Below are 19264 nucleotides of genomic sequence, written 5' to 3' on the forward strand. Positions count from 1 at the left end.
CTACCGTCCCTCCCGGCCGCCCCCGCCGAGGGCCACCGTGCGTTTCGCCTCCTCGATCGCGGACTCGAATCCGGCATCCGGGTCGCGCCACAGCCGTTCGGTGGCGAGCGCGTGCGCGCGCACCCGGGGGTCGAGGTCCGTCGTCGCGGCGCCCAGCGCCGGCAGCATCACCTCACCGAGCGCGATCAGCGCCCGACTGAGGCTCAGCTGCGTCTCGTGCCCGCCGCGCCCGAGCTGAGCCGCCAACACTACGGCCAACGCGCGCCCGCCACCCTCGGGTACGAGCACGACCGCGGCCCGCCAGGCGCTGCGGGCCACCTCCTCGTCGGCGTCGGCCAGCAGCGCGGGCGTGATCGCCGGCCACGCCCGCCGGTCCCCGATCTTGGACAGTGTGTGCAGGGCCTGGCTCCGTGCCTGCGCACGCTCCGAGCGGACCTCGCCGAGCAGCAGCGGGACCGTCAGCGCCGCCGCGTGCCGGGTGCGTGCCCAGGTGAGCATCTCGCGCACGGAGAACTCGGGCTCGACCGCGCACCGTTCGACGAGCCCGCCGACGTACCCCGGGTCGGGGGCCGTGCCGACGGCCATCGCCGCCCTCAGACGGACCGACGAGTCGTCGTGCTCCAGTGCCCGCAGCGCCCGCATCGTGTCCGTGTCCTCTTCCGGTCTGGTCATCCGGACCACCTCCTCGGCAGCAGTGAAGGCCTTGTCACCGTGTCAAGGTCAAGCGGTCGGGCTGGGCCGGGCCGAGGGGCGTCGTCCCACCGGTCGGCGGCCGTACGCCCCTTCGGCCCTCAGTCCTCGTCGTCCGGGGCCGGCTCCGGAGTCGCCAGCAGCTGGGCCAGCCGCCCCTGGCCCGCCACCACGTACCCGACGCCGATCCCGAGCGTGATGACCGTGAACAGCACGATGAGCCAGCTGAGCAGGGTGAAGACCATGCCGAGCGGGCCGAACTGCGTCACGCTGCGGTTCAGCGAGCGGGGGATGTAGAGCTGCGACACCCAGGTGAACGCCGTCAACCCGGCACCGGCCAGCACGGCCCCCGGCAGCAGCGGTGGCCAGGGAACGCGGCCGCCGAGGAGCAGGTGCTGGGTCCACCACCAGAGCAGAGCGGCCGTGATGAGGTAGAGCACGGCCCCGAGGCCCTCGCCCGCCCCGAACCCGGTCCGCACCTGACCCTGGAGGACCAGGGCGGTGAGCCACACCAGGAGCCAGGCCAGCCACCGCCAAGCGGCCAACCGTCCCGCCAGATGGGGCAGGTGCCAGCTCCGCTCGCACAGGCGTTGCAGGATGCGGCTGCAACTCGTGGCCGAGAGCAGGGTCACCAGGATTCCGATGCCGCCGTAGGTGTCGGTGGTGGAGTCCGGCCCGCTGGGCTGGAGCACTCCCTTGACCTCGTCGAGTGAGGCGCCGTGGAGCCCCAGGACGGTGCGCAGGGACTCGGAGATGCCGCTGCGCACCTCCTGGGGCATGAAGGCGGCCAGGGCGAACAGCACCGGGATGGCGGTCAGGAACGTCTGGGCCGCGAGGCGGGTGGCCATGTCCAGGACGTGGATGTGGAACAGCTGGGCGGCGAGTCGCCGCAGGAACGGGACCTCGCTCAGGGTGGCCGTCCGCCCCCGCAGCCAGGCGGACCTGGTGCGGATCCAGTCGGCGCGGCTGGTGTGACCACGCCGTGCCGCCACTCCGCGCTCCCTCCGGCCGATGCCTGCACTCCGGTCCGCTGCGGCTCGCCGTCGGCCCGAGCGCTCCGGATTCCGTCCAAGACTGGGCGACGGGACGGGGTGCCGCACCTCGGACGGCCCGCCGTTCGGCGCAACGCACCGGCCCACGACGGGCGACCGGGCCCGGTTCCTCCTTCGACCGAGGTGCGGCCGGGGCACCGCGGCCCGCCGAACGGGGCACCGACCGCGAGCCATCGGTGCGGGGCGGCCGGCCGCGCCCGGATCCGCCTGCGGAGGCGAGGCCGGAACCCGGGGAAGCGGCGATGATGGCCGCGACGGACCCATCGGCCGTCTCCGACGCGGGGACGGGAGGAGGCGTCGCGACCATGTCCCGCAGTCGTACCCCCGCCCCGCCCGGACGGGCCCCGGGCGGACCCGGGAACCGGACGGACTACGCCGGCGCGGTGTACGGCTCGATGCTCGCCGCCTCCGTGATCGCGGCCTCCAGCGTCCACGAACCGCACCCGCGGCTGTCGCTGATCCTGCTGCTGGTGATCACCGGGATCGTCTTCTGGATCGCCCACGTCTACGCGCACGTGGCAGGACAGCGCGAGGCCGGCCGCCCTGTCACCTGGAGCCAGGTGCGCGAGGTCGGCCGGCACGAGTGGCCGCTCGTCGAGGCGTCGGCGCTGCCGGCCCTGGCGGTGCTGGTCAGTCCCTGGCTCGGGACGGGTGAGAACGCCTGGCTGGCGCTCGGTGTCGCCGTGGCACAGCAGGTGGCCTGGGCGACGCTGGGCGCCCGCCGGGCCGGTGCGTCGGTGGGGCAGGCCGTCGTCGAGGGCGCGGTCAACCTGCTCCTGGGCCTGGTCATCGTGGCGGCCAAGGTGGCCGTCGGGCACTGAACGGCCCCGAGCCCTCAGCTGCCACCCGACGGTGCTCACCGTGCTGCTCGGCCTGGTGCTCCTCGCCGTCCTCGACGTCCTGGCGCTGCTCGCCGCGTCCGGGCGGGTCAGCGCCGAGAACCCGCGGGAGGACAGCTGAACGGGCTCCGTGCGGTCGCACGGGCCACCGCCGCGGTCCGTCCGTGCCACGACAGGACGGGGATCCGGTTCTACCGTGAACGTAGGACGCCGTTCCGGGTCCTTCCGTCAGCCGAGCTTCCCAGGCGGTGGCCATGAGAGCCGACGACCTACTGCGCACCGAGACCGGGCCGTACCAGGACACCGTGCTGGTGTCGCTGGAGGGCGAACTCGACATCGCCACCGGGCCGCTCGTGACCGATGCCGTCTTCCGGGCCCTGGCGGCCGGTCCGTCCCGGCTGGACCTCGACGTCTCCGCCCTCACCTTCTGCGACGCCTCCGGGCTGCGCGCGCTCCTCCAGGCCCGGCGGGCGTCAGGCCTCCGACACGTCGAGTTCCGTCTCGTCGGCGTCCGGCCAGGGCTCCGCCGAGTCCTCGCACTCCTGCACGCCACTGATCTCCTCCTCCCCGAACCCGTACCCGCACCGGTCGGGAACCGGACGGGTGCCGCGTCCCCGGAGCACCTGCGACCAGTTGCTCCACCGTCCCGCCTCCCGCTGCCCGTGAGGCGGTTCCCACCGAAGGAGTCACTGTCATGACCAGCAGCGTTTCCGGAGTCGGCAGCAGCCAGATCCCCCAGCCCCAACGGCATCCCTATGCGACCGGGTGGACCATCTTCGCGGGAGTCATGCTGATCACCGGCGGCCTGATGGCGATCTTCGAGGGGATCTCCGCCGTCGCCAAGGACGACCTGGTTTTCGTCACCCGCAACTACGTGTACTCGCTGAACTCCGCGGGGTGGGGGTGGATCCACGTCATCCTCGGGGTCGTCATCGTCGTGACGGGCATCGCGATCTTCAGCGGCGCGGTCTGGGCCCGTGTCCTCGGTATCGTCGTCGCCGGGCTGGGGATGATCGCCAACTTCCTGTGGCTGCCCTACTACCCGGCCTGGGCCCTCGTCCTGATCGCGATCGACGTCCTCGTCATCTGGGCGCTGTGCGTCGGCCGCATCGAGAAGGGGACCGTGTGACCTCCGAGAACGCCTGTCCCTGACAGCGCGACCGGCCCGGATCCCGGCAACCGTCCAGGATCCGGGCCGGTCCGTGCCCACCGGGCGGGGCGCCGCCGGCCTGCCCGCGGAACAGGACCACCGCGACCGGCCGGGACGGGACGGCGCCGCCCGTACACCGGTGTCCGACCGCCTGGCCGGGCCGGGAGCGGGCTCCGACCGGGTGGCGGACGGGCTGTGAGGCCTGGGTGAAGTTCATGGGTAGGGCCGGTGATCGGCCGTTGATCGGGCATAGACGGCGAGCCTGGAGCATCGGGAACCGGAGGGACCGGGTTCGGCGGCCACAGCCTGACCACCGGGTCCCGCACGGCCGGACCACGGGCCGCGCGGGCGCCCAGCGCTGACGCCGCCGCCGGACCCGCCCCCAGGAGGAGTCCGGACCACGAAGGGCAGACGAGGCATGGACGGCGGGCAGTCGGTGCAAGCGGTGAGAACGGCGGCGGGCTTCGGCGAGCTGCTGCGGCTACGGCGCGAGCGGGTCGGACTGACCCAGCAGTGCCTGGCCGATCACGCGACCCTGAGCGTACGGGCGATCCGGGACATGGAGAGCGGCCGGGTGCGCCGGCCCCGCAACGAGACCGTCCGGCTGCTGGCGGACGCGCTGCGGCTGGAGGGCCGCAGCCGGACGGACTTCGAGGAGGCCGCCCGCCGGCATCCGCTCGCGGACGAGCAGGTGGCCGAGCCGGCCGCCCCGCCGGTGGCGCGCGGGGCGATCGTCGGCCGGGAGGCGGAGGCCGAGGTGCTGGCCGACGCCTTCGCCGTGCACGGGGACCGGCTGGTGTCGCTGGTGGGCCTCGGCGGGGTGGGCAAGTCCCGGCTCGCCCTGGAGGTGGCCCGCCGGCTGCACCTGGCCGTCCGCTGGTCGGTGCGCTGGGTGGACTGCGGCGGTGGCCCGCACCCCTGGCGCGGACGGCTGGACGACCTCGTTCGGGACATCGGCGACCGGCCCGCCCTGCTGGTGCTGGACGGCGCCGACGGCGGGGTGGACGCCGGGCAGCTGGACGGGCTGTTCCACCACTGCCCCGGGCTGCGGGTGCTGATCACCGCCCGGGAGGCCCGGCCGCTGCCCGGCGGCCAGGTCATCCCGCTCGCGCCGCTTCCCGTCCCGGCGCCCGAACTCGACGCCGAACCCGAGGCGTTGGCGCAGGTCGGGGCCGTCCGGCTGCTGCTGTCGCACCTGCGCCGGCTGCGTCCCGGCTACACCCTGGAGCGCTCCGAGGCGCCCGCCGTCGCGGAGCTCTGCCGCCGCCTGGACGGCCTGCCGGGCGCGTTGGAGCGGGCGGCGGGGTGGGCGCTGGTGCAGTCCACCGCCCAGCTGGTGGCCGGGCTGGCGGCCGTCCCGTTCACGCTGGCGGCGCCGCCGGTGGTGTTCGGCGCGCGCGGGGACCTGCGGGACGAGGTGGAGCCGGCCATCCGGCAACTGACGGACCGTCAACGCGCCCTGCTGGAAGTGCTCGTGGACGAGCCGGGGGACTGGTCGGGGGAGGACGCGGTGGTGCGCAGCGGCTGGGCGCTGCAGACCTGCCTGGCCACGGTGCACGAACTGCTGTCGCGCGGGCTGATCCGCAGCGTGCCCGCCCGGGACGGCGTGCGCTTCACGGTGCTCAACCTGTGCCGGCGCCTCGTCCGGGAGGAGCCCGCGGTCCGGCTCGGGCCGGGCGGGGACGTCCCGCTGCTGGCCGTCGCGGGCTGACCGTCGAGGGGGCGTGCGTCGCGGGCCGGTCGGTGCGGGCCGGCCGCGCCGCGGCGCGTCGGCGAGGTGCCGATTCCGCCGGTCCCGCCGGTCCCGCCGGTCCCGCCGATTCTGCCGCTTAATGCCGCAGGAGCTGCCGCTCGCCGGGCCCGATCGTTCCTAGCGTTCTCCGTGGGCGGGGCCGCCGCGACACGCGGGCCGGAATGCCATCGACGATCTCTACCGATGAGGGCTGAGTTGTGGAGCACGGAAATGCCGAACAGAACGGTCTGGACGTCGTCGTGACGACGATGGCCTCGGATTCGCACACCTGGAACCTGGTGTTCCTCCAGTTCCTGTTGGAGGAGATGGGCCACCGGGTGACGAATCTGGGCGCGTGCGTCCCGGACGCGCTGCTGCTCTCCGAATGCCGCCGGACGGAACCGGACCTGATCGTGATCAGCAGCGTCAACGGGCACGGCCACCAGGAGGGCCTGCGGGTGATCCAGGCCCTGCGCGCCTGCCCGGAACTGCGGCGCACCCCGACCGTCATCGGCGGCAAGCTCGGCATCGCCGGAGCCGACGACCCCGACCGCAAGCGGACCCTGCTGGCGGCCGGCTTCGACGCGGTCTTCGAGGAGGGCGCCGCGGTGGCCGGGTTCCGCGAGTTCGTCGGCGGACTGCGCTCCAGGGTCCTGCTGTGACGGGTCCTGCCGGGTCGGTTCCTGCCGGGACGGGCTTCGGCGCGTTCGTGGCGCAGGCCGCCGAGGCCGGCGCCCTCGTGGTCCAGCCCCGGATGGGGATGGCGGACGCGGCCCGGATGCGGGAGGGCCTGCTCGCCACCCGGGAGGCGGCCGCCGTCACCGTCGGCACCATCACCCTGGACAGCTACACCCGTACCGGCGATCTCGCGGCCGCGCGGCGCGCCCTGGCCGTCGGGGCGGGCCTCAACGGCTACCCGATCGCCACCCACCCGGTCGAGGTCACCCGGGCGGTGCTGCGCGGAGTGGCGGACGCGGGCTTCCCGGTGCAGGTCCGGCACGGCTCGGCCGCACCGGAGCGGATCTTCGAGGCGCTGCTGGCGGCCGGTCTCGACGCCACCGAGGGCGGACCGGTCTCCTACTGCCTGCCGTACGGCCGCACCCCGCTCCACGAGGCGGTGGCCCGCTGGCGGCACAGCTGCGAACTCCTGGCAAGCATCCGGGAGTTCGGTGCCGAACCGCACCTGGAGACGTTCGGCGGCTGCCTGATGGGACAGCTCTGCCCGCCCTCGCTGCTGATCGCCGTCAGCGTGCTGGAGGCGCTGTTCTTCCGCCGGCACGGGCTGCGCAGCATCTCGCTCAGCTACGCCCAGCAGGCCAACGCCCACCAGGACGAGGAGGCGCTGGCCGCGCTCGGCCGGATCGCGGGCGAGCTGCTCGCGGACGTCGACTGGCACCTCGTGGTGTACGCGTACATGGGCGTGTTCCCGCGCTCGCCCGGCGGCGCGCGGCTGCTGCTGGAGGACGCGGCCCGGCTCGCGGTGCGCGGCGGCGCGGCCCGGCTGATCGTCAAGACCACGGCCGAGGCGCACCGCATCCCGACCGTCGCCGAGAACGTCCGGGCGCTGGAGACCGCCGCCGCGGCCGCCACGGCGGAGCGGGCCCGCCCGCGGCCCGTCGCGCCGCCGGACACCGGGATCGAGGCCGAGGCCAGGGCGTTGATCGGCGCGGTGCTCGACCTGGACGCCGACCTCGGGCGGGCCCTGGTGCGGGCGTTCGCGGCCGGCTACCTGGACGTGCCGTACTGCCTGCACCCCGACAACGCCGGGCGGACCCGCAGCTCGCTGGGCCCGGACGGGCGGCTGCACTGGTCCGCCGTCGGCTCGATGCCGATCGCGGGGCTCGTCGAGCGCGGCCGCGCGCCGATCCTGGGCTCGGCCGGGCTGCTGGCCGCCCTCTCCCACGTCCAGCGGAGCTACGACGGCCGGGCCGCGTACGCGTCCGCGTCCGTGGCCGCGGCCGCAGCCCGAGGCCTGCCCGCGGTCCGCTGACACGCCCAGCGCGCCGACGCACCCGCCGAGCCGCCGGGCGCTCCGCCCGGCCGGCGCTCCACGACAGACGACCGCCCGCGCTCACGACGGCGGACCACGGACACCCCGAGAGAAGAGGATCCCGACCATGCCCGACACCACGCCCCTGCCCCCGACCGACCCGGGGCGGCACCTGACCGCGCCGGCCACCCGCAGCGCGCTCCGGATCCAGCAGCACCTGCTGACCGCCGCCCGCGAGTTCCTGCGCGGACGGGGCTTCACCGAGCTGCTGCCGCCGATCATCGGCCCGGTCACCGACCCCGGTGCGCGCGGCTCCAAGCAGGTGGACATCGACTTCTACGGCCACCGCTACAAGCTGATGACCAGCGCGATCCTGTACAAGCAGGCCTCGCTGCTCGCCTTCGACAAGATCTTCTGCATCGCCCCGAACGTCCGCCTGGAGCCGCTGGAGACGGCCGGGACGAGTCGCCACCTGGCCGAGTTCCACCAGCTGGACGTGGAGGTCGCCGGCGCGAGCCGGGACGACGTCGTCCGGCTGGCCGAGGAGCTGGTGATGCACATGGTCGGCAGCACGGTGCGCGAACTGCCCAAGGAGTTCGCCGAACTCGGCCGGGACCCGCAGGCGTTCGCCGACCTCCTGAAGGGATCCTTCGGCCGCGTCCGGCACGCCGAGGCGGTCGCCGAACTGCGCGGCATCGGCCACCCGCAGAGTGCCGAGGCCGAACTCGACTGGGAGGGCGAGGCGTTGCTGTCGGCCCGGCGCGACCGGCCGTTCTTCGTCACCGACTACCCGAAGGGCTCACGCGGCTTCTACGACCGCGAGCACCCGGACGACCCGGGCCTGCTGCGGAACTTCGACCTGCTCGGGCCCGAGGGCTACGGCGAGCTGTGCAGCGGCAGCCAGCGCACCAACGACTACGCGGAGATCATCACCCGGATGAGGGAGACCGGCGAGAACCCGCAGAAGTACCGCTGGTACCTGGACCTGGTGCGCGAGGGCGTGCCGGCCAGCGCGGGCTTCGGGATCGGGGTCGAGCGGCTCACCCGGTACGTTGCCGGGCTGGAGGCCGTCTGGCAGGCCAGCGCGTTCCCCAAGGTCGCGGGGGTGGTCTCGCCGTGAGCGAGCGGAGCGAGCTCACCATTGGGAGGGGCGAGTGGGCGAACGCCCCTGCCGAGCGCAGTGAGGTGGGCGCCGTGGGCGATCTGACCGCGCCCGGTTTTCCGCAGGAGGAGGTCCGGCGGCGGGCCCGTGCCGGGGCGGCCGCCGCGTTCCCGCCGGCCGAGGAGTACGGGCACGTGCTCTTCGGCGCCGGCCGGCCCGAGCGGGCGGCGCCGTCCGACGCCCTCGACGCCCTGCGGATCGTCCCGCCACTGTTCCTGCCGCAACGGCTCGCCAAGCTGATCGACCTCGGCCGCGAGCCCGACTACCGGGACGTCGAACTCACCACCACCGTCGGCGGGTTCGCCTCGGCGCTGCCGGTGTACGTCTCCGCGACCGGCTCCACCCGGGCGGCCGGCGGCGACCTCGGGCTGGCCCTGAGCCGGCAGGCCGGGGCGCTCGGGATCCCGATGGTGATCGGCGAGAACGTGGTGCCGGTCAACGGTTACGGCCGGCTCGGCGAGGCGGCCGACCGGACCCTGCTCGGCCGGCTGCGCGCCTACACCGAGGAACTCCCGGACGGGCTCGGCGGTGTGGCCGTCCAGCAGAGCACCGAGGACGCCGACGCCGAGGTGTGGAACCTCGTCCACAGCGATCCTGCAGCCCTTCCGCTGCTCGAATCCGGGCGGCTGGCCTTCGAGTTGAAGGTCGGCCAGGGCGCCAAGCCGGGCCTGGGCGGGATGACCGTGCTGGACGCGGATGCCGCCGCCGCGCTCGGCGACCGCTTCGGACTGGATCCGCTGTTCGGCGACGGGCGCGTGCTGCGCGCCGCCACCCCGGGCACCTTCACCGCGGAGATCCTGCGCCAGCAGATCCGGCTGATGCGCAACAACTACCCGCGGGTGCGGATCTGGGTGAAGCTCTACCCCGGCCGGGACGTGGCCGAGGCCGCCCGGGTGGCGCACGAGGCCGGGGCGGACGCCGTCGTGGTGGACGGCGCGGAGGGCGGCACCGGCTGGGCGCCGGGGGTGTTCCTGCCGCACGTCGGCCTGCCGCTCGCGGAGTGCCTGCGCCGGCTGGCGGCCGCGCCGCCGCCCTCCCTGCTGGTCTCCGGGCGGATCTGGGAAGGCGCCCGGGCGGTCAAGAGCCTGGCGCTGGGGGCCCGTGCGGTGGGCCTGGGGCGGGCGGCGCTGCTCGCCGTCGCGGAGGATCCGGAATCCGGGCTCCGCCGTTTCACGGAATGTCTCTCGCTGGAACTCCGGCTGCTGATCAGTGCGCTCGGGAAATACGCTCCGCAGGCCCTGGACCGGGAGGACGTCTGGTCTCCCGAGGGGTTCGGAATTCCGGTCGGCCGATAGCCGACGGCCTGTGCGGAATTCGGCACCGAGAAACTGCCGATTTCCTTCCTGTTCTTCTGCCGATAGGGCCGTCGAATTCCTCCTATCGTCAATCTCGTCGCCGTTTTCTCTCACGATCTGGGGCTGGATGATGTCCTCACGCGGTTTTCCCGTCGAATTCGCGGCGCCCGCATTCGCGCCGTTCGCCTCCGCCGTCGCCCGCTTCCCGGAGCGGCCGGCCGTCCGGGCCGGTGGCCGGACCGTCAGCTACCGGGAGCTGGACGGCCTGACCGCCGCCCTTGCCGCCCGGCTCGCCCCCGGGCGGACGGTCGCCGTCACCGGCCGCGACCGGCTGGACCACGTGGTCGCGCTGCTGGCGGCCCTGCGGGCAGGGGCCACCTACCTCCCGCTGGACCGGGAGGCACCCGAGGAACGCAACCGCTGGATCGCCGAGGACGCGGGCGCGGCCCTCGCCTTCGACGGCGAGGAGATCACCGGGCTCGGTGACGGGACGGGCGTGAGCGCGGGCGCCGGCTACGTCATCTACACCTCCGGCACCACCGGCCGCCCCAAGGGCGTGCACGTGCCGCTCGCCGCGCTCACCGGCCACCTGGCCGCGGTGGTCGGGACCTTCGGCCTGACCGAGCACGACGTGGTGCTCCAGTTCGCCCGCCCGACCGTGGACGTGGCCGTGGAGCAGGTGCTCGGCGCGCTGTCCGCCGGGGCCTGCCTGATCCTGCCGGAGCAGCAACTCCTCGCCCCGGCCGCGCTGCTGGACCTGCTGGACGCCGAGGGCGTCACCGTCGCCAACCTGGCCGCGGGCTACTTCCAGGACGTGGTGGCGGCCCTGGGCGGCCGGGTGCCGCGCACCCTGCGGCTGATGATCTCCGGCAGCGACAAGCTGGAGCCCGCCACCGCCGCCGCCTGGTGGTCGGCGACCGGGGTGCCGTTGCTGAACGCGTACGGGCCGACCGAGACCGTGGTCACCGCCACCATCCACCGGTCGGCCGGTGAGCAGTCGCAGACCCGCGTGCCGATCGGCACCGCGGTCGGCGGGCGGCGACTCCACGTGCTCGACGAGAAGCTGCGCCCGGTGCCGCCCGGCGAGGCCGGCGAACTGTACGTCGGCGGGCCGCTGCTGGCCTCCGGCTACCTCGGCCGCCCCGGCCTCACCGCCGGCCGCTTCGTCGCGGACCCGTTCGCGGCACCCGGTGCGGGAACGGACCCGCACGGAACCCGGGGCGCCCGGATGTACCGCACCGGCGACCTGGTGCGCCGCACCGCCGAGGACGGCCCGCTGGAGTTCCTCGGCCGCAGCGACCACCAGGTGAAGGTCCGCGGCTTCCGGGTGGAGCCCGGCGAGATCGAGCAGGTGCTGGCCGGCCACCCGGGCGTCACCGGCTGCGTGGTGGTCGCGCACGAGGGCCGGCTGGCCGCGTACGTCACCGGCGCCGCGCCGCGGTACGCCGAGGCCCGGGCCTGGCTGGCCGAGCGGCTGCCCGAGCACATGGTCCCGGCGACGCTGACCGCACTGGAGGCCTTCCCGCTGACGGCCGGCGGCAAGGTGGACCGCGGGGCGCTGCCCGCGCCGCAGGCCGCGTCGGAGGGCAAGCCGGCCGGCCGTCCCCCGCGCACCCCCGCCGAGCAGCTGATCGCGGCGGTCTGGGCGGACGTGCTCGGGGTGCCGGAGGTCGGCGCCGACGACAACTTCTTCCACCTGGGCGGCGATTCGCTCACCGCCGTACGGGTGGTGGGCCGGGTCTTCGACGTCTTCGGCATGGTGTCGCCGTACACCATCTTCGACGCGCCGACGCTGGCCGAGTTCGCCGCTGCGGTGACCTCCGCGTCCGGCGGCGAGCGCCCGGCCCTGACCAGGAGCGGTGCCGCCGAGGCCCCGCTGTCCAAGTTCCAGCGCGGCCTGTGGTTCCTCGACCAGTGGAACCCGGACGCGCCGACCTACGTGGTGCCCTGGGTGTTCCGCTTCTCCGGGCCGGTCGACCCCGAGCTGCTGCGGCGGGCGCTGGCGGGGGTGGTGGCGCGGCACGAGAGCCTGCGGACGACCTTCGAGCTCGCCGAGGACGGCCCGCGCCAGGTCGTCCACCTCGCCGTGGAGCTGCCGTTCACGCTCACCGAGACCACCGCCGACCGGGTGGACGCCCTGGTCGCCGAGGCCGCGCTGGAGCCCTTCGACCTGGAGCGCGGGCCGCTGGTCCGGGCACGGGTCTTCCGGGCCGGCGGGGCGACCACGCTGCTGCTGCTCCTGCACCACATCGTCTGGGACGAGGGCTCGCTGCCGGTGCTGGAGGCCGAACTCCGGGAGCTGTACGCGGCGTCGGCCGAGGGGCGCCCCGCCGATCTGCCCGAACTCGCCGTCCAGTACGGCGACTACGCCTCCTGGCAGTACCAGGACGACACCGCCGGGCGGCAACTCGATTACTGGCGCGAGCAGTTGCGCGATGCGCCGACCGTGCCGGCACTGGAGCCGGACCGCCCCCGCCCCGAGGAGCAGGCCTTCCGCGGAGCCTTCCACCGCTTCACCATGCCGGGCCCGGTGGCCGAGGCCGTCCGGGCGCTCGCCCGCAGCGAGGACGCCACCCCCTTCATGGTGCTGCTCGCCGGGCTGGCGCTCACCCTGCACCGCCGCTCCGGGCAGCGCGACCTGGTGCTCGGCTCGCCGGTGAACGTCCGAGGCCGGGCCGAACTCGACGGCCTGATCGGCTACTTCGTCAACCTGCTGCCGCTGCGGCTGAAGCTGGAGGAGGGTGCTTCCTTCCGTGAGCTGGTCCGGCACGTGCGCGAGGTGTCGATCAGCGGCTACCGGCACCAGGAGGTCCCCTTCGACGACATCGCGAACGCCGTGCTCGACGAGCGACCCGAGGACCGCAACCCGCTCTGCCAGGTGCTGCTGGAGCTGCACCCGCTGGACTCCCGGCCGTTCACGGTCGGCGGGCACGAGGTCACCCGGGCCCTGCACTCCAACCCGGTCTCCCGCTTCGACCTGTCCGTCTCGGTGGACGACCTCGGTACCGGCTTCACCGGCCGCTTCGAGTACGACAGCGACCTCTTCGCCGCTGCCACCATGGCCGGTCTGTGCGAGGAGTGGCTCGGCACCCTGGCCGCCGCCGTCGAGGTCCCGGTGCACGCCCTGTTCGAGGCACAGGCCGCCCGCGACCCGCAGGCCGTCGCCCTGGTCTCCGGCGAACGGGCCGTCGGGTACGGCGAGTTGAACGCCGCCGCGAACCGGCTCGCCCGCCACCTGGCGGGCCTGGGCATCGGCCGCGGCGACACGGTCGCCGTGCTGGCCGAGCGCGGCCCCGAGCTGGTCGTCGCGCTGCTGGCGGCCCTCAAGGCCGGCGCCGCCTACACCCTGCTCGACCCGGACTTCCCGGCCGAGCGGCTGGCCGGCGCGGTCGCCGACACCGGCGCCGCCACGGTGGTCACCCACCGGCACACCACCGTGCCGTTCGCCGTCCGCAGCCGGGTGGACCTGGACGCCTCGGCCGCCGAACTCGCCCGGTACGCGGCACACGACCTCGGCCTGCCGGTCGACGGCGCCGACCTCGCCTGCGTGATGTTCACCTCCGGCTCCACCGGCCGCCCCAAGGGCGTCGGCGTCCCGCACCGCGCGCTCACCACCACCTACCTCGGCCAGGACTACGCCCGCTTCGGCCCGGACGAGGTCTGGCTGCAGTGCTCGCCGGTCTCCTGGGACGCCTTCGCGCTGGAGCTGTACGGCGCGCTCTGCTTCGGCGGCCGCTGCGTCCTCCAGCCCGGCCAGCGCCCGGACCCGCAGACCATCGCCGAGCTGACCCGCCGGCACGGCGTCACCCAGCTCCAACTCTCCGCCAGCCTGTTCAACTTCCTGCTGGAGGAGTTCCCGGAGACCTACGACGGCCTGAAGCTCGCCTTCACCGCCGGCGAGCGGGCCTCCGTCACCCACGTGGCCAAGGCCCTGGAGAACCACCCGGGCCTGGTGGTCGCCAACGGCTACGGTCCGGTGGAGAGCCTCGGCCTGACCACCTGCCACCAGGTCACCCCCGCCGACCTGACCGGCGCCTCCGTGCCGATCGGCGCCGCGCTCAACGGCAAGGGCATCCTCGTCCTGGACGAGCGACTGCGCCCCGTCGAGCCCGGCGCGACCGGCGAGCTGTACGCCACCGGCGGCGGCCTCGCCCACGGCTACCTCGGCCGGCCCGCACTGACCGCCGAACGCTTCGTCGCCTCCCCGTACGGCGCCCCCGGCGAGCGCCTCTACCGCACCGGGGACCTCGGCTTCGTCAACGCCGAAGGGCTGCTGGAGGTCACCGGCCGGATCGACGACCAGATCAAGGTCCGCGGCTTCCGGGTCGAGCCCGGCGAGATCGAGGACGCGCTCACCCGCCACCCGGCCGTCCGGGAGGCCGCCGTCGCCGTCCACGAGCCGGCCCCGGGCGACCGCCGGCTCGCCGCCTACGTCACCGTCGGCGCCGGCGCCCCCGACCCGGACGCGCTGCTCGACCACCTGGCCGCCCTGCTGCCCGAGCACCTGGTGCCCGCGACGCTGGACGTCCTGGACGCACTGCCGCTCAACCACAACGGCAAGGTGGACCGCAAGGCGCTGCCCGCCCCCGCCGGACGCCGGGCCGCAGGCACCGTCGACGCCGTCGACCCGCTGACCGCGGCCGAACGGCTGGTTGCCGACGCGATGCGCGAGGTCCTGGACCTCGCCGAGGTCGGCCGCGAGGACAACTTCTTCCGGATCGGCGGCAACTCGCTGGCCGCCGTCCGGGTCGCGATGCGGCTGTCCCGGGAGACCGGCAGCCGCGTCCCCCCGCAACTGGTGTTCCGGGCCCGGACCGTGAGCGCCATCGCCGAACGGCTGGCCGCCCGGTGACGGGCCGTACCGCACACGAAGGGAACGAGGCCGTGAGCCCGTCCGACCACCCGGCGCGCACCGCGCCCGTCTCCGGCCTGCAACGCGGCCTCTGGTTCCTCGACCGCCTCGATCCGCGGGCCGTCACCTACTGCACCCCCTGGACCCTCGACGTCACCGGCCCGCTCGACCTTGCCCTGCTCCAGCGTGCACTGGACACCGTGGTGGCCCGGCACGAGACGCTGCGCACCACCTTCGCGCTGCACCCCGACGGCCCCCGCCAGCAGGTGCACCCCACCCTCGCCGTGCCGCTCGCGGTGACCGACCTGCGCCCGCTGAGCGGCCCCGGGCGGCAGGAGCGCCTGGAGGAGCTGCTCGCAGCCCGCTGCGCCGAGCCCTTCGACCTGGCCACGGGCCCGCTGCTGCGCGCCGAGGCCTTCCGGCTCGCGGACGAGCGCACCACGGTGCTGTTCACCGTCCACCACATCGTCTGGGACGGCTGGTCCGCCGAGGTCTTCGAGCGCGAACTCGCCGCGGTGTACGGCGCCGCGGTGGCGGGCCGGGAGGCCGAACTGCCGGAGCTGACCGTCCAGTACGCCGACTACGCGCAGGAGGAGCTCGGCACCTCCTTCGAGGAGCACCTGACCTACTGGAAGGAGCAGCTGGACGGCGCACCCGCCCTGCTGGAGCTGCCCACCGACCGGCCCCGGCCCGCCGAGCGCGGCGCGGCCGGCCGGACCGAGGAGTTCGGCCTCGCCCCCGGTACGGCGGCGCGGGTCCGCACCTTGGCCGAGACGGAGGGCGTCACCCCGTTCACCGTCCAACTGGCCGCCTTCGCCCTCCTGCTGAACCGCTGGACCGGCGCCGACGACCTGGTGGTCGGCACCCCCGTCACCACCCGCGACCGACCCGAACTGGAGCACCTGCTCGGTTACTTCGTCAACCTGCTGCCGCTGCGCCTGCGGCTCGCGCCCGCGCTGAGCTTCCGGGACCTGCTGGAGCACGTCCAGGACGTCGCCTTCGAGGCCTACGGCTACCTCGACCTGCCCTTCGACCAGATCGTCGACCGGCTCGGCGCCGCCCGCAGCGCCCAGCACCCGCCGCTGGTCCAGGTGGTGTTCGGCGCCCACGGCGAGGACCGCACCCCGCTCGCGCTCGGCCCGGCGGCCACCGCCCGGAGCCGGGTGCGCTCCAACGGCACCAGCAAGTTCGACCTCACCTGGTCCGTCTTCGACGGCGGCGAGAGCGGCGGCGCCGACGGCGAGCTGCGCGGCGAGGCCGAGTACCGCAGCGAGCTGTTCGACCCGGAGACCGTCCGCCGGCTGGCCGCCGAGTTCGACACCCTGCTCACCGCGGCCCTGGACGACCCCGACGCCACCGTGCTGCGGCTGACCACCCGCGCCGCCGGGGCCGCCGCCTGCGCCGGGGCCACCGAGACCCCCGGCCACTGCCTGCACCACCTGTTCGAGCGGGCCGCCGACGCCCACCCCGACCGGCCCGCCGTCAGCGACCCCGACCGCACCCTCGGCTACGCCGAACTGGACCGCCGGGCCAACCGCCTCGCGCACGCCCTGCGCGCCCGCGGCGCCGGCCCCGGCGACCGGATCGGCATGCTGCTGGAACGGACCGCCGACATCCTGGTCACCGTCCTCGGCGTGCTCAAGACCGGCGCCGCCTACGTGCCCGTCGACCTGGCCGCGCCCGCCGACCGCGCCGCGCTGGTCTTCGGCGACACGGGCGTCACCCTGGTCGTCACGGACCGCCCGGACCGGGTGCCCGACGGCCCCTGGCAGGCCTACGACCTGACCGCCGAGTCCGCCGACCTGGCCGCCCGGCCGGACACCCGCCCGCCGGCCGCCGGCCGCCCCGGCGACGTCGCCTACGTCATCTTCACCTCCGGCTCCACCGGCCGCCCCAAGGGCGTCGCCGTCGCCCACGAGCACGTCAGCCGGCTGATGGCGGACGGCGAGCGGCATTTCGGCTTCGGCCCGCAGGAGACCTGGACGCTCTTCCACAGCTACGCCTTCGACTGGACGGTCTGGGAGATGTGGGGCGCCCTGCTGCACGGCGCCCGACTGGTCGTCGTCCCGTACGTGACCAGCCGCTCGCCGGAGGAGTTCGCCCAGCTGCTGGAGGAGGAGAACGTCTCCTGCCTCTGCCTCACCCCCTCGGCGCTGCGCCAGCTGGAGCCGGTGCTGCGCCGCAGCCCGCGCGCCCTGCCCGCGCTGAAGTGGATCATGCTCGGCGGGGAGGCGCTGGACCCGGCCGTCGTCCAGCGCTGGTTCGAGCTCGACCCGCCGCCCCCGGCCCGGCTGTGCAACCTGTACGGCATCACCGAGACCACCGTCCACGTCACCACCCACGACCTGGCCGGCAGCACCGGCTTCGAGCGCAGCCTGATCGGCACACCGATGCCGCACCTGAGCGCCCAGGTCCTGGACGACTGGCTGCGGCCCTGCCCGCCCGGCGCGGCCGGCGAGCTGTACATCGGCGGTGGCAGCCTCGCCCACGGCTACTGGGGCCGCCCCGGCCTCACCGCCGGCCGCTTCGTCGCCGACCCGTACGGCCCGCCCGGGGCCCGGCTCTACCGCACCGGCGACGTGGCCCGGCGCCTGCCCGACGGCGGGCTGGAGTACATCGGGCGCGCCGACTTCCAGGTCAAGCTGCGCGGCTTCCGGATCGAGCTCGGCGAGATCGAGAACGCGCTCGCCGCCCACCCGGACGTCGACGCCTGCGTCGTCACCGTGCACGAGGACCGCCTCGCCGCGTACGTCACCGGGCGCGAGCCCGCCGACGTCCGCGCCTTCCTCGGCCGCTCGCTGCCCCCCTACATGGTCCCGGCGAGCTACACCGTGCTGGAGGCGCTGCCGCTCACCGTCAACGGCAAGGTGGACCGCGCCGCCCTGCCCGCCCCCGGCCAGCGCAGCGCCGCCACCACAGGCCGCCACGTCGAGCCGCGCACCCCGGAGGAGGAGGCCTTCGCCGCCGTCTGGGCGGAGGTCCTCGGGGTGGACGGCATCGGCGTCCACGACGACTTCTTCCACCTCGGCGGCGACTCCATCCGGGCCGTCCAGCTGGCCGGCGCGCTGCACGAGCGCGGCTGGGGGCTGAGCCTGCGGGACGTCTTCAACGCCCCCACCGTCGCCGCCCTGCTGCCGCTGGCGAAGCCCGTCACCGATGACCCGGACGCCCACGAGCCGTTCGCCCTGATCACCCCGGAGGACCGCGCCGACCTGCCGCCCGGCCTCGTGGACGCCTACCCGATGGTGTCCATGCAGCTCTCCATGGTCTTCCACATGGAGATCGCCGGCGGCACCGACAGCTACCACAACGTCAACTCCTACCGGATCTCCGGCGACCTCGACGAACAGGCCTTCCGGCGCTCCGTCGCGCAGGCCATGGACCGCCACGCCGTGCTGCGCACCGGCCTGGACCTGTCCGGCTACGGCGAACCGCTGCAACTCGTCCACGGCCGGCTGTCGGCCCCCGTCGAGTTCGCCGACCTGCGCGGTGCAGCGGACCAGGACGCGGCGATCCGCGAGGTGTTCGACACCCACCGGTGGACGCCCTTCGACCTCACCGCCCCGCCGCTGTTCCGGATCACGGTGCAGCGTCTCGCCGAGGACGCCTTCCAGCTCACCGTCTCCGAGCACCACGCGATCCTCGACGGCTGGAGCTTCACCTCGCTGCTCACCGAGATCCTGGAGCGGCACACCGCCCTCGCCGCCGACCCGCTCGGCGCGCCCACGCCGCCGCCGCGCACCGCCTTCCGCGACTACGTGGCCGTCGAACGGCAGGCCGCCGGGGACGAGCGCTCGCTCGCCTACTGGCGCGAGCGGCTGTCCGGCGTCAGCGGCCAGCTGTTCCCCGGCAGCGAGTCCGTGCACGAGGCGCCGCGCACCGTCGAACGGGTGCTGCCCGAGGCGCCGGACCAGCTGCGGACGGTCGCCGACGCGCTCGGCGTGCCGGTCAAGTCGGTGGCCCTCGCCGCCCACCTGCGCGCCCTCGCCGCCGTCACCGGGAAGCCCCGGGTCACCACCGGACTGGCCGTCAACGGCCGGCTGGAGCGGCTCGGCGGCACCGAGGTGTACGGGCTGTTCCTCAACACCGTCCCGCTGAGCTGCGAGCCCGGCGACGACCTGCTCGCCCTGGTCCGCGAGGTCCACCGGGAGGAGCTGGACATGATGCCGCACCGCCGGGTGCCCTTCGCCCGCCTCGCCCGGCTGATGACCGACACCGCGCTGGACAGCCAGTTCGGCTACCTGCGCTTCCACGCCCTCGGCCGGCTCAGCTCGGCCCGCATCGTGGACGGCCGGATCGGCACCGAGCCGACCCTGCGCCACGAGCCCAACAGCTTCGCCTTCGGCGCCTCGGTGATCCAGGACCCGGTCACGCAGCGGGTGCTGCTCGCCGTGGACCACCAGCGCTCGCTGGTCGCCGACAGCACCGCCGAGCAGTTCATCGACACCTACGACGCCGCCCTGCACACCATGGCCGCTGCCGCCCGAGACCTCTGAGGACCC

General features: G+C 74.7%; 13 protein-coding genes. 11 read left to right on the forward strand and 2 right to left on the reverse strand.

Going from position 1 to position 19264, the window contains the following annotated elements:
- Together AB0O11_RS34255 and AB0O11_RS34260 are read right to left on the reverse strand one after the other, a co-directional pair.
- Positions 1–672: a HEAT repeat domain-containing protein gene (locus AB0O11_RS34255; protein WP_363394841.1), complete on the reverse strand. Its 672-nt coding sequence runs from the start codon at positions 670–672 to the stop codon at positions 1–3.
- Between the two features lie 119 nt (positions 673–791).
- Positions 792–1682 (reverse strand): YhjD/YihY/BrkB family envelope integrity protein, encoded by an 891-nt coding sequence (locus tag AB0O11_RS34260; RefSeq protein WP_363394843.1) that lies wholly within the window; start codon positions 1680–1682, stop codon positions 792–794.
- A 365-nt stretch (positions 1683–2047) separates the two neighbouring features.
- Here AB0O11_RS34260 and AB0O11_RS34265 point away from each other — a divergent pair, with 365 nt between their 5' ends.
- From AB0O11_RS34265 to AB0O11_RS34315, 11 genes are all read left to right on the forward strand, one after another.
- The gene (locus AB0O11_RS34265; protein WP_363394845.1) at positions 2048–2563 is read left to right on the forward strand and encodes a hypothetical protein; all 516 of its coding nucleotides are present in this window, start codon (positions 2048–2050) and stop codon (positions 2561–2563) included.
- A 272-nt stretch (positions 2564–2835) separates the two neighbouring features.
- The gene (locus AB0O11_RS34270; RefSeq protein WP_363394847.1) at positions 2836–3279 is read left to right on the forward strand and encodes an STAS domain-containing protein; all 444 of its coding nucleotides are present in this window, start codon (positions 2836–2838) and stop codon (positions 3277–3279) included.
- Complete coding sequence (locus tag AB0O11_RS34275; protein ID WP_363394849.1) at positions 3276–3710, forward strand: hypothetical protein; 435 nt, start codon at positions 3276–3278, stop codon at positions 3708–3710. Before AB0O11_RS34270 ends, AB0O11_RS34275 begins: the two co-directional genes overlap by 4 nt.
- A gap of 73 nt (positions 3711–3783) precedes the next feature.
- A complete protein-coding gene (locus tag AB0O11_RS34280; RefSeq protein WP_363394851.1) occupies positions 3784–3930 on the forward strand; it encodes a hypothetical protein in 147 nt (48 codons plus the stop codon).
- A 246-nt stretch (positions 3931–4176) separates the two neighbouring features.
- A complete protein-coding gene (locus AB0O11_RS34285) occupies positions 4177–5442 on the forward strand; it encodes a helix-turn-helix domain-containing protein (RefSeq protein WP_363394853.1) in 1266 nt (421 codons plus the stop codon).
- A 239-nt stretch (positions 5443–5681) separates the two neighbouring features.
- Positions 5682–6125: a cobalamin-dependent protein gene (locus tag AB0O11_RS34290; protein WP_363394855.1), complete on the forward strand. Its 444-nt coding sequence runs from the start codon at positions 5682–5684 to the stop codon at positions 6123–6125.
- Positions 6122–7453, forward strand: a complete 1332-nt coding sequence (locus tag AB0O11_RS34295) for a methylaspartate mutase (protein WP_363394857.1) — start codon at positions 6122–6124, stop codon at positions 7451–7453. Before AB0O11_RS34290 ends, AB0O11_RS34295 begins: the two co-directional genes overlap by 4 nt.
- A gap of 127 nt (positions 7454–7580) precedes the next feature.
- Positions 7581–8573 (forward strand): asparagine synthetase A, encoded by a 993-nt coding sequence (locus AB0O11_RS34300; RefSeq protein ID WP_363394859.1) that lies wholly within the window; start codon positions 7581–7583, stop codon positions 8571–8573.
- Positions 8574–8647: 74 nt separating this feature from the next.
- A complete protein-coding gene (locus AB0O11_RS34305) occupies positions 8648–9910 on the forward strand; it encodes a glutamate synthase-related protein (protein ID WP_363394861.1) in 1263 nt (420 codons plus the stop codon).
- Positions 9911–10037: 127 nt separating this feature from the next.
- Entirely contained in the window at positions 10038–14762 is a 4725-nt protein-coding gene (locus AB0O11_RS34310; protein ID WP_363394863.1) for an amino acid adenylation domain-containing protein, read from the forward strand.
- Between the two features lie 32 nt (positions 14763–14794).
- The gene (locus AB0O11_RS34315) at positions 14795–19258 is read left to right on the forward strand and encodes an amino acid adenylation domain-containing protein (protein ID WP_363394865.1); all 4464 of its coding nucleotides are present in this window, start codon (positions 14795–14797) and stop codon (positions 19256–19258) included.
- Positions 19259–19264 lie beyond the last annotated feature (6 nt).

This window comes from Kitasatospora sp. NPDC093102 (assembly GCF_040683915.1).
Classification (GTDB): domain Bacteria; phylum Actinomycetota; class Actinomycetes; order Streptomycetales; family Streptomycetaceae; genus Kitasatospora.

What these genes read in the sequence shown, in the direction of transcription:
- AB0O11_RS34255 (WP_363394841.1), bottom strand. Translation starts at nt 672, where the DNA reads ATGACCAGACCGGAAGAGGACACGGACACGATGCGGGCGCTGCGGGCA.
- AB0O11_RS34265 (WP_363394845.1), top strand. Translation starts at nt 2,048, where the DNA reads ATGTCCCGCAGTCGTACCCCCGCCCCGCCCGGACGGGCCCCGGGCGGA.
- AB0O11_RS34270 (WP_363394847.1), top strand. Translation starts at nt 2,836, where the DNA reads ATGAGAGCCGACGACCTACTGCGCACCGAGACCGGGCCGTACCAGGAC.
- AB0O11_RS34275 (WP_363394849.1), top strand. Translation starts at nt 3,276, where the DNA reads ATGACCAGCAGCGTTTCCGGAGTCGGCAGCAGCCAGATCCCCCAGCCC.
- AB0O11_RS34300 (WP_363394859.1), top strand. Translation starts at nt 7,581, where the DNA reads ATGCCCGACACCACGCCCCTGCCCCCGACCGACCCGGGGCGGCACCTG.
- AB0O11_RS34310 (WP_363394863.1), top strand. Translation starts at nt 10,038, where the DNA reads ATGATGTCCTCACGCGGTTTTCCCGTCGAATTCGCGGCGCCCGCATTC.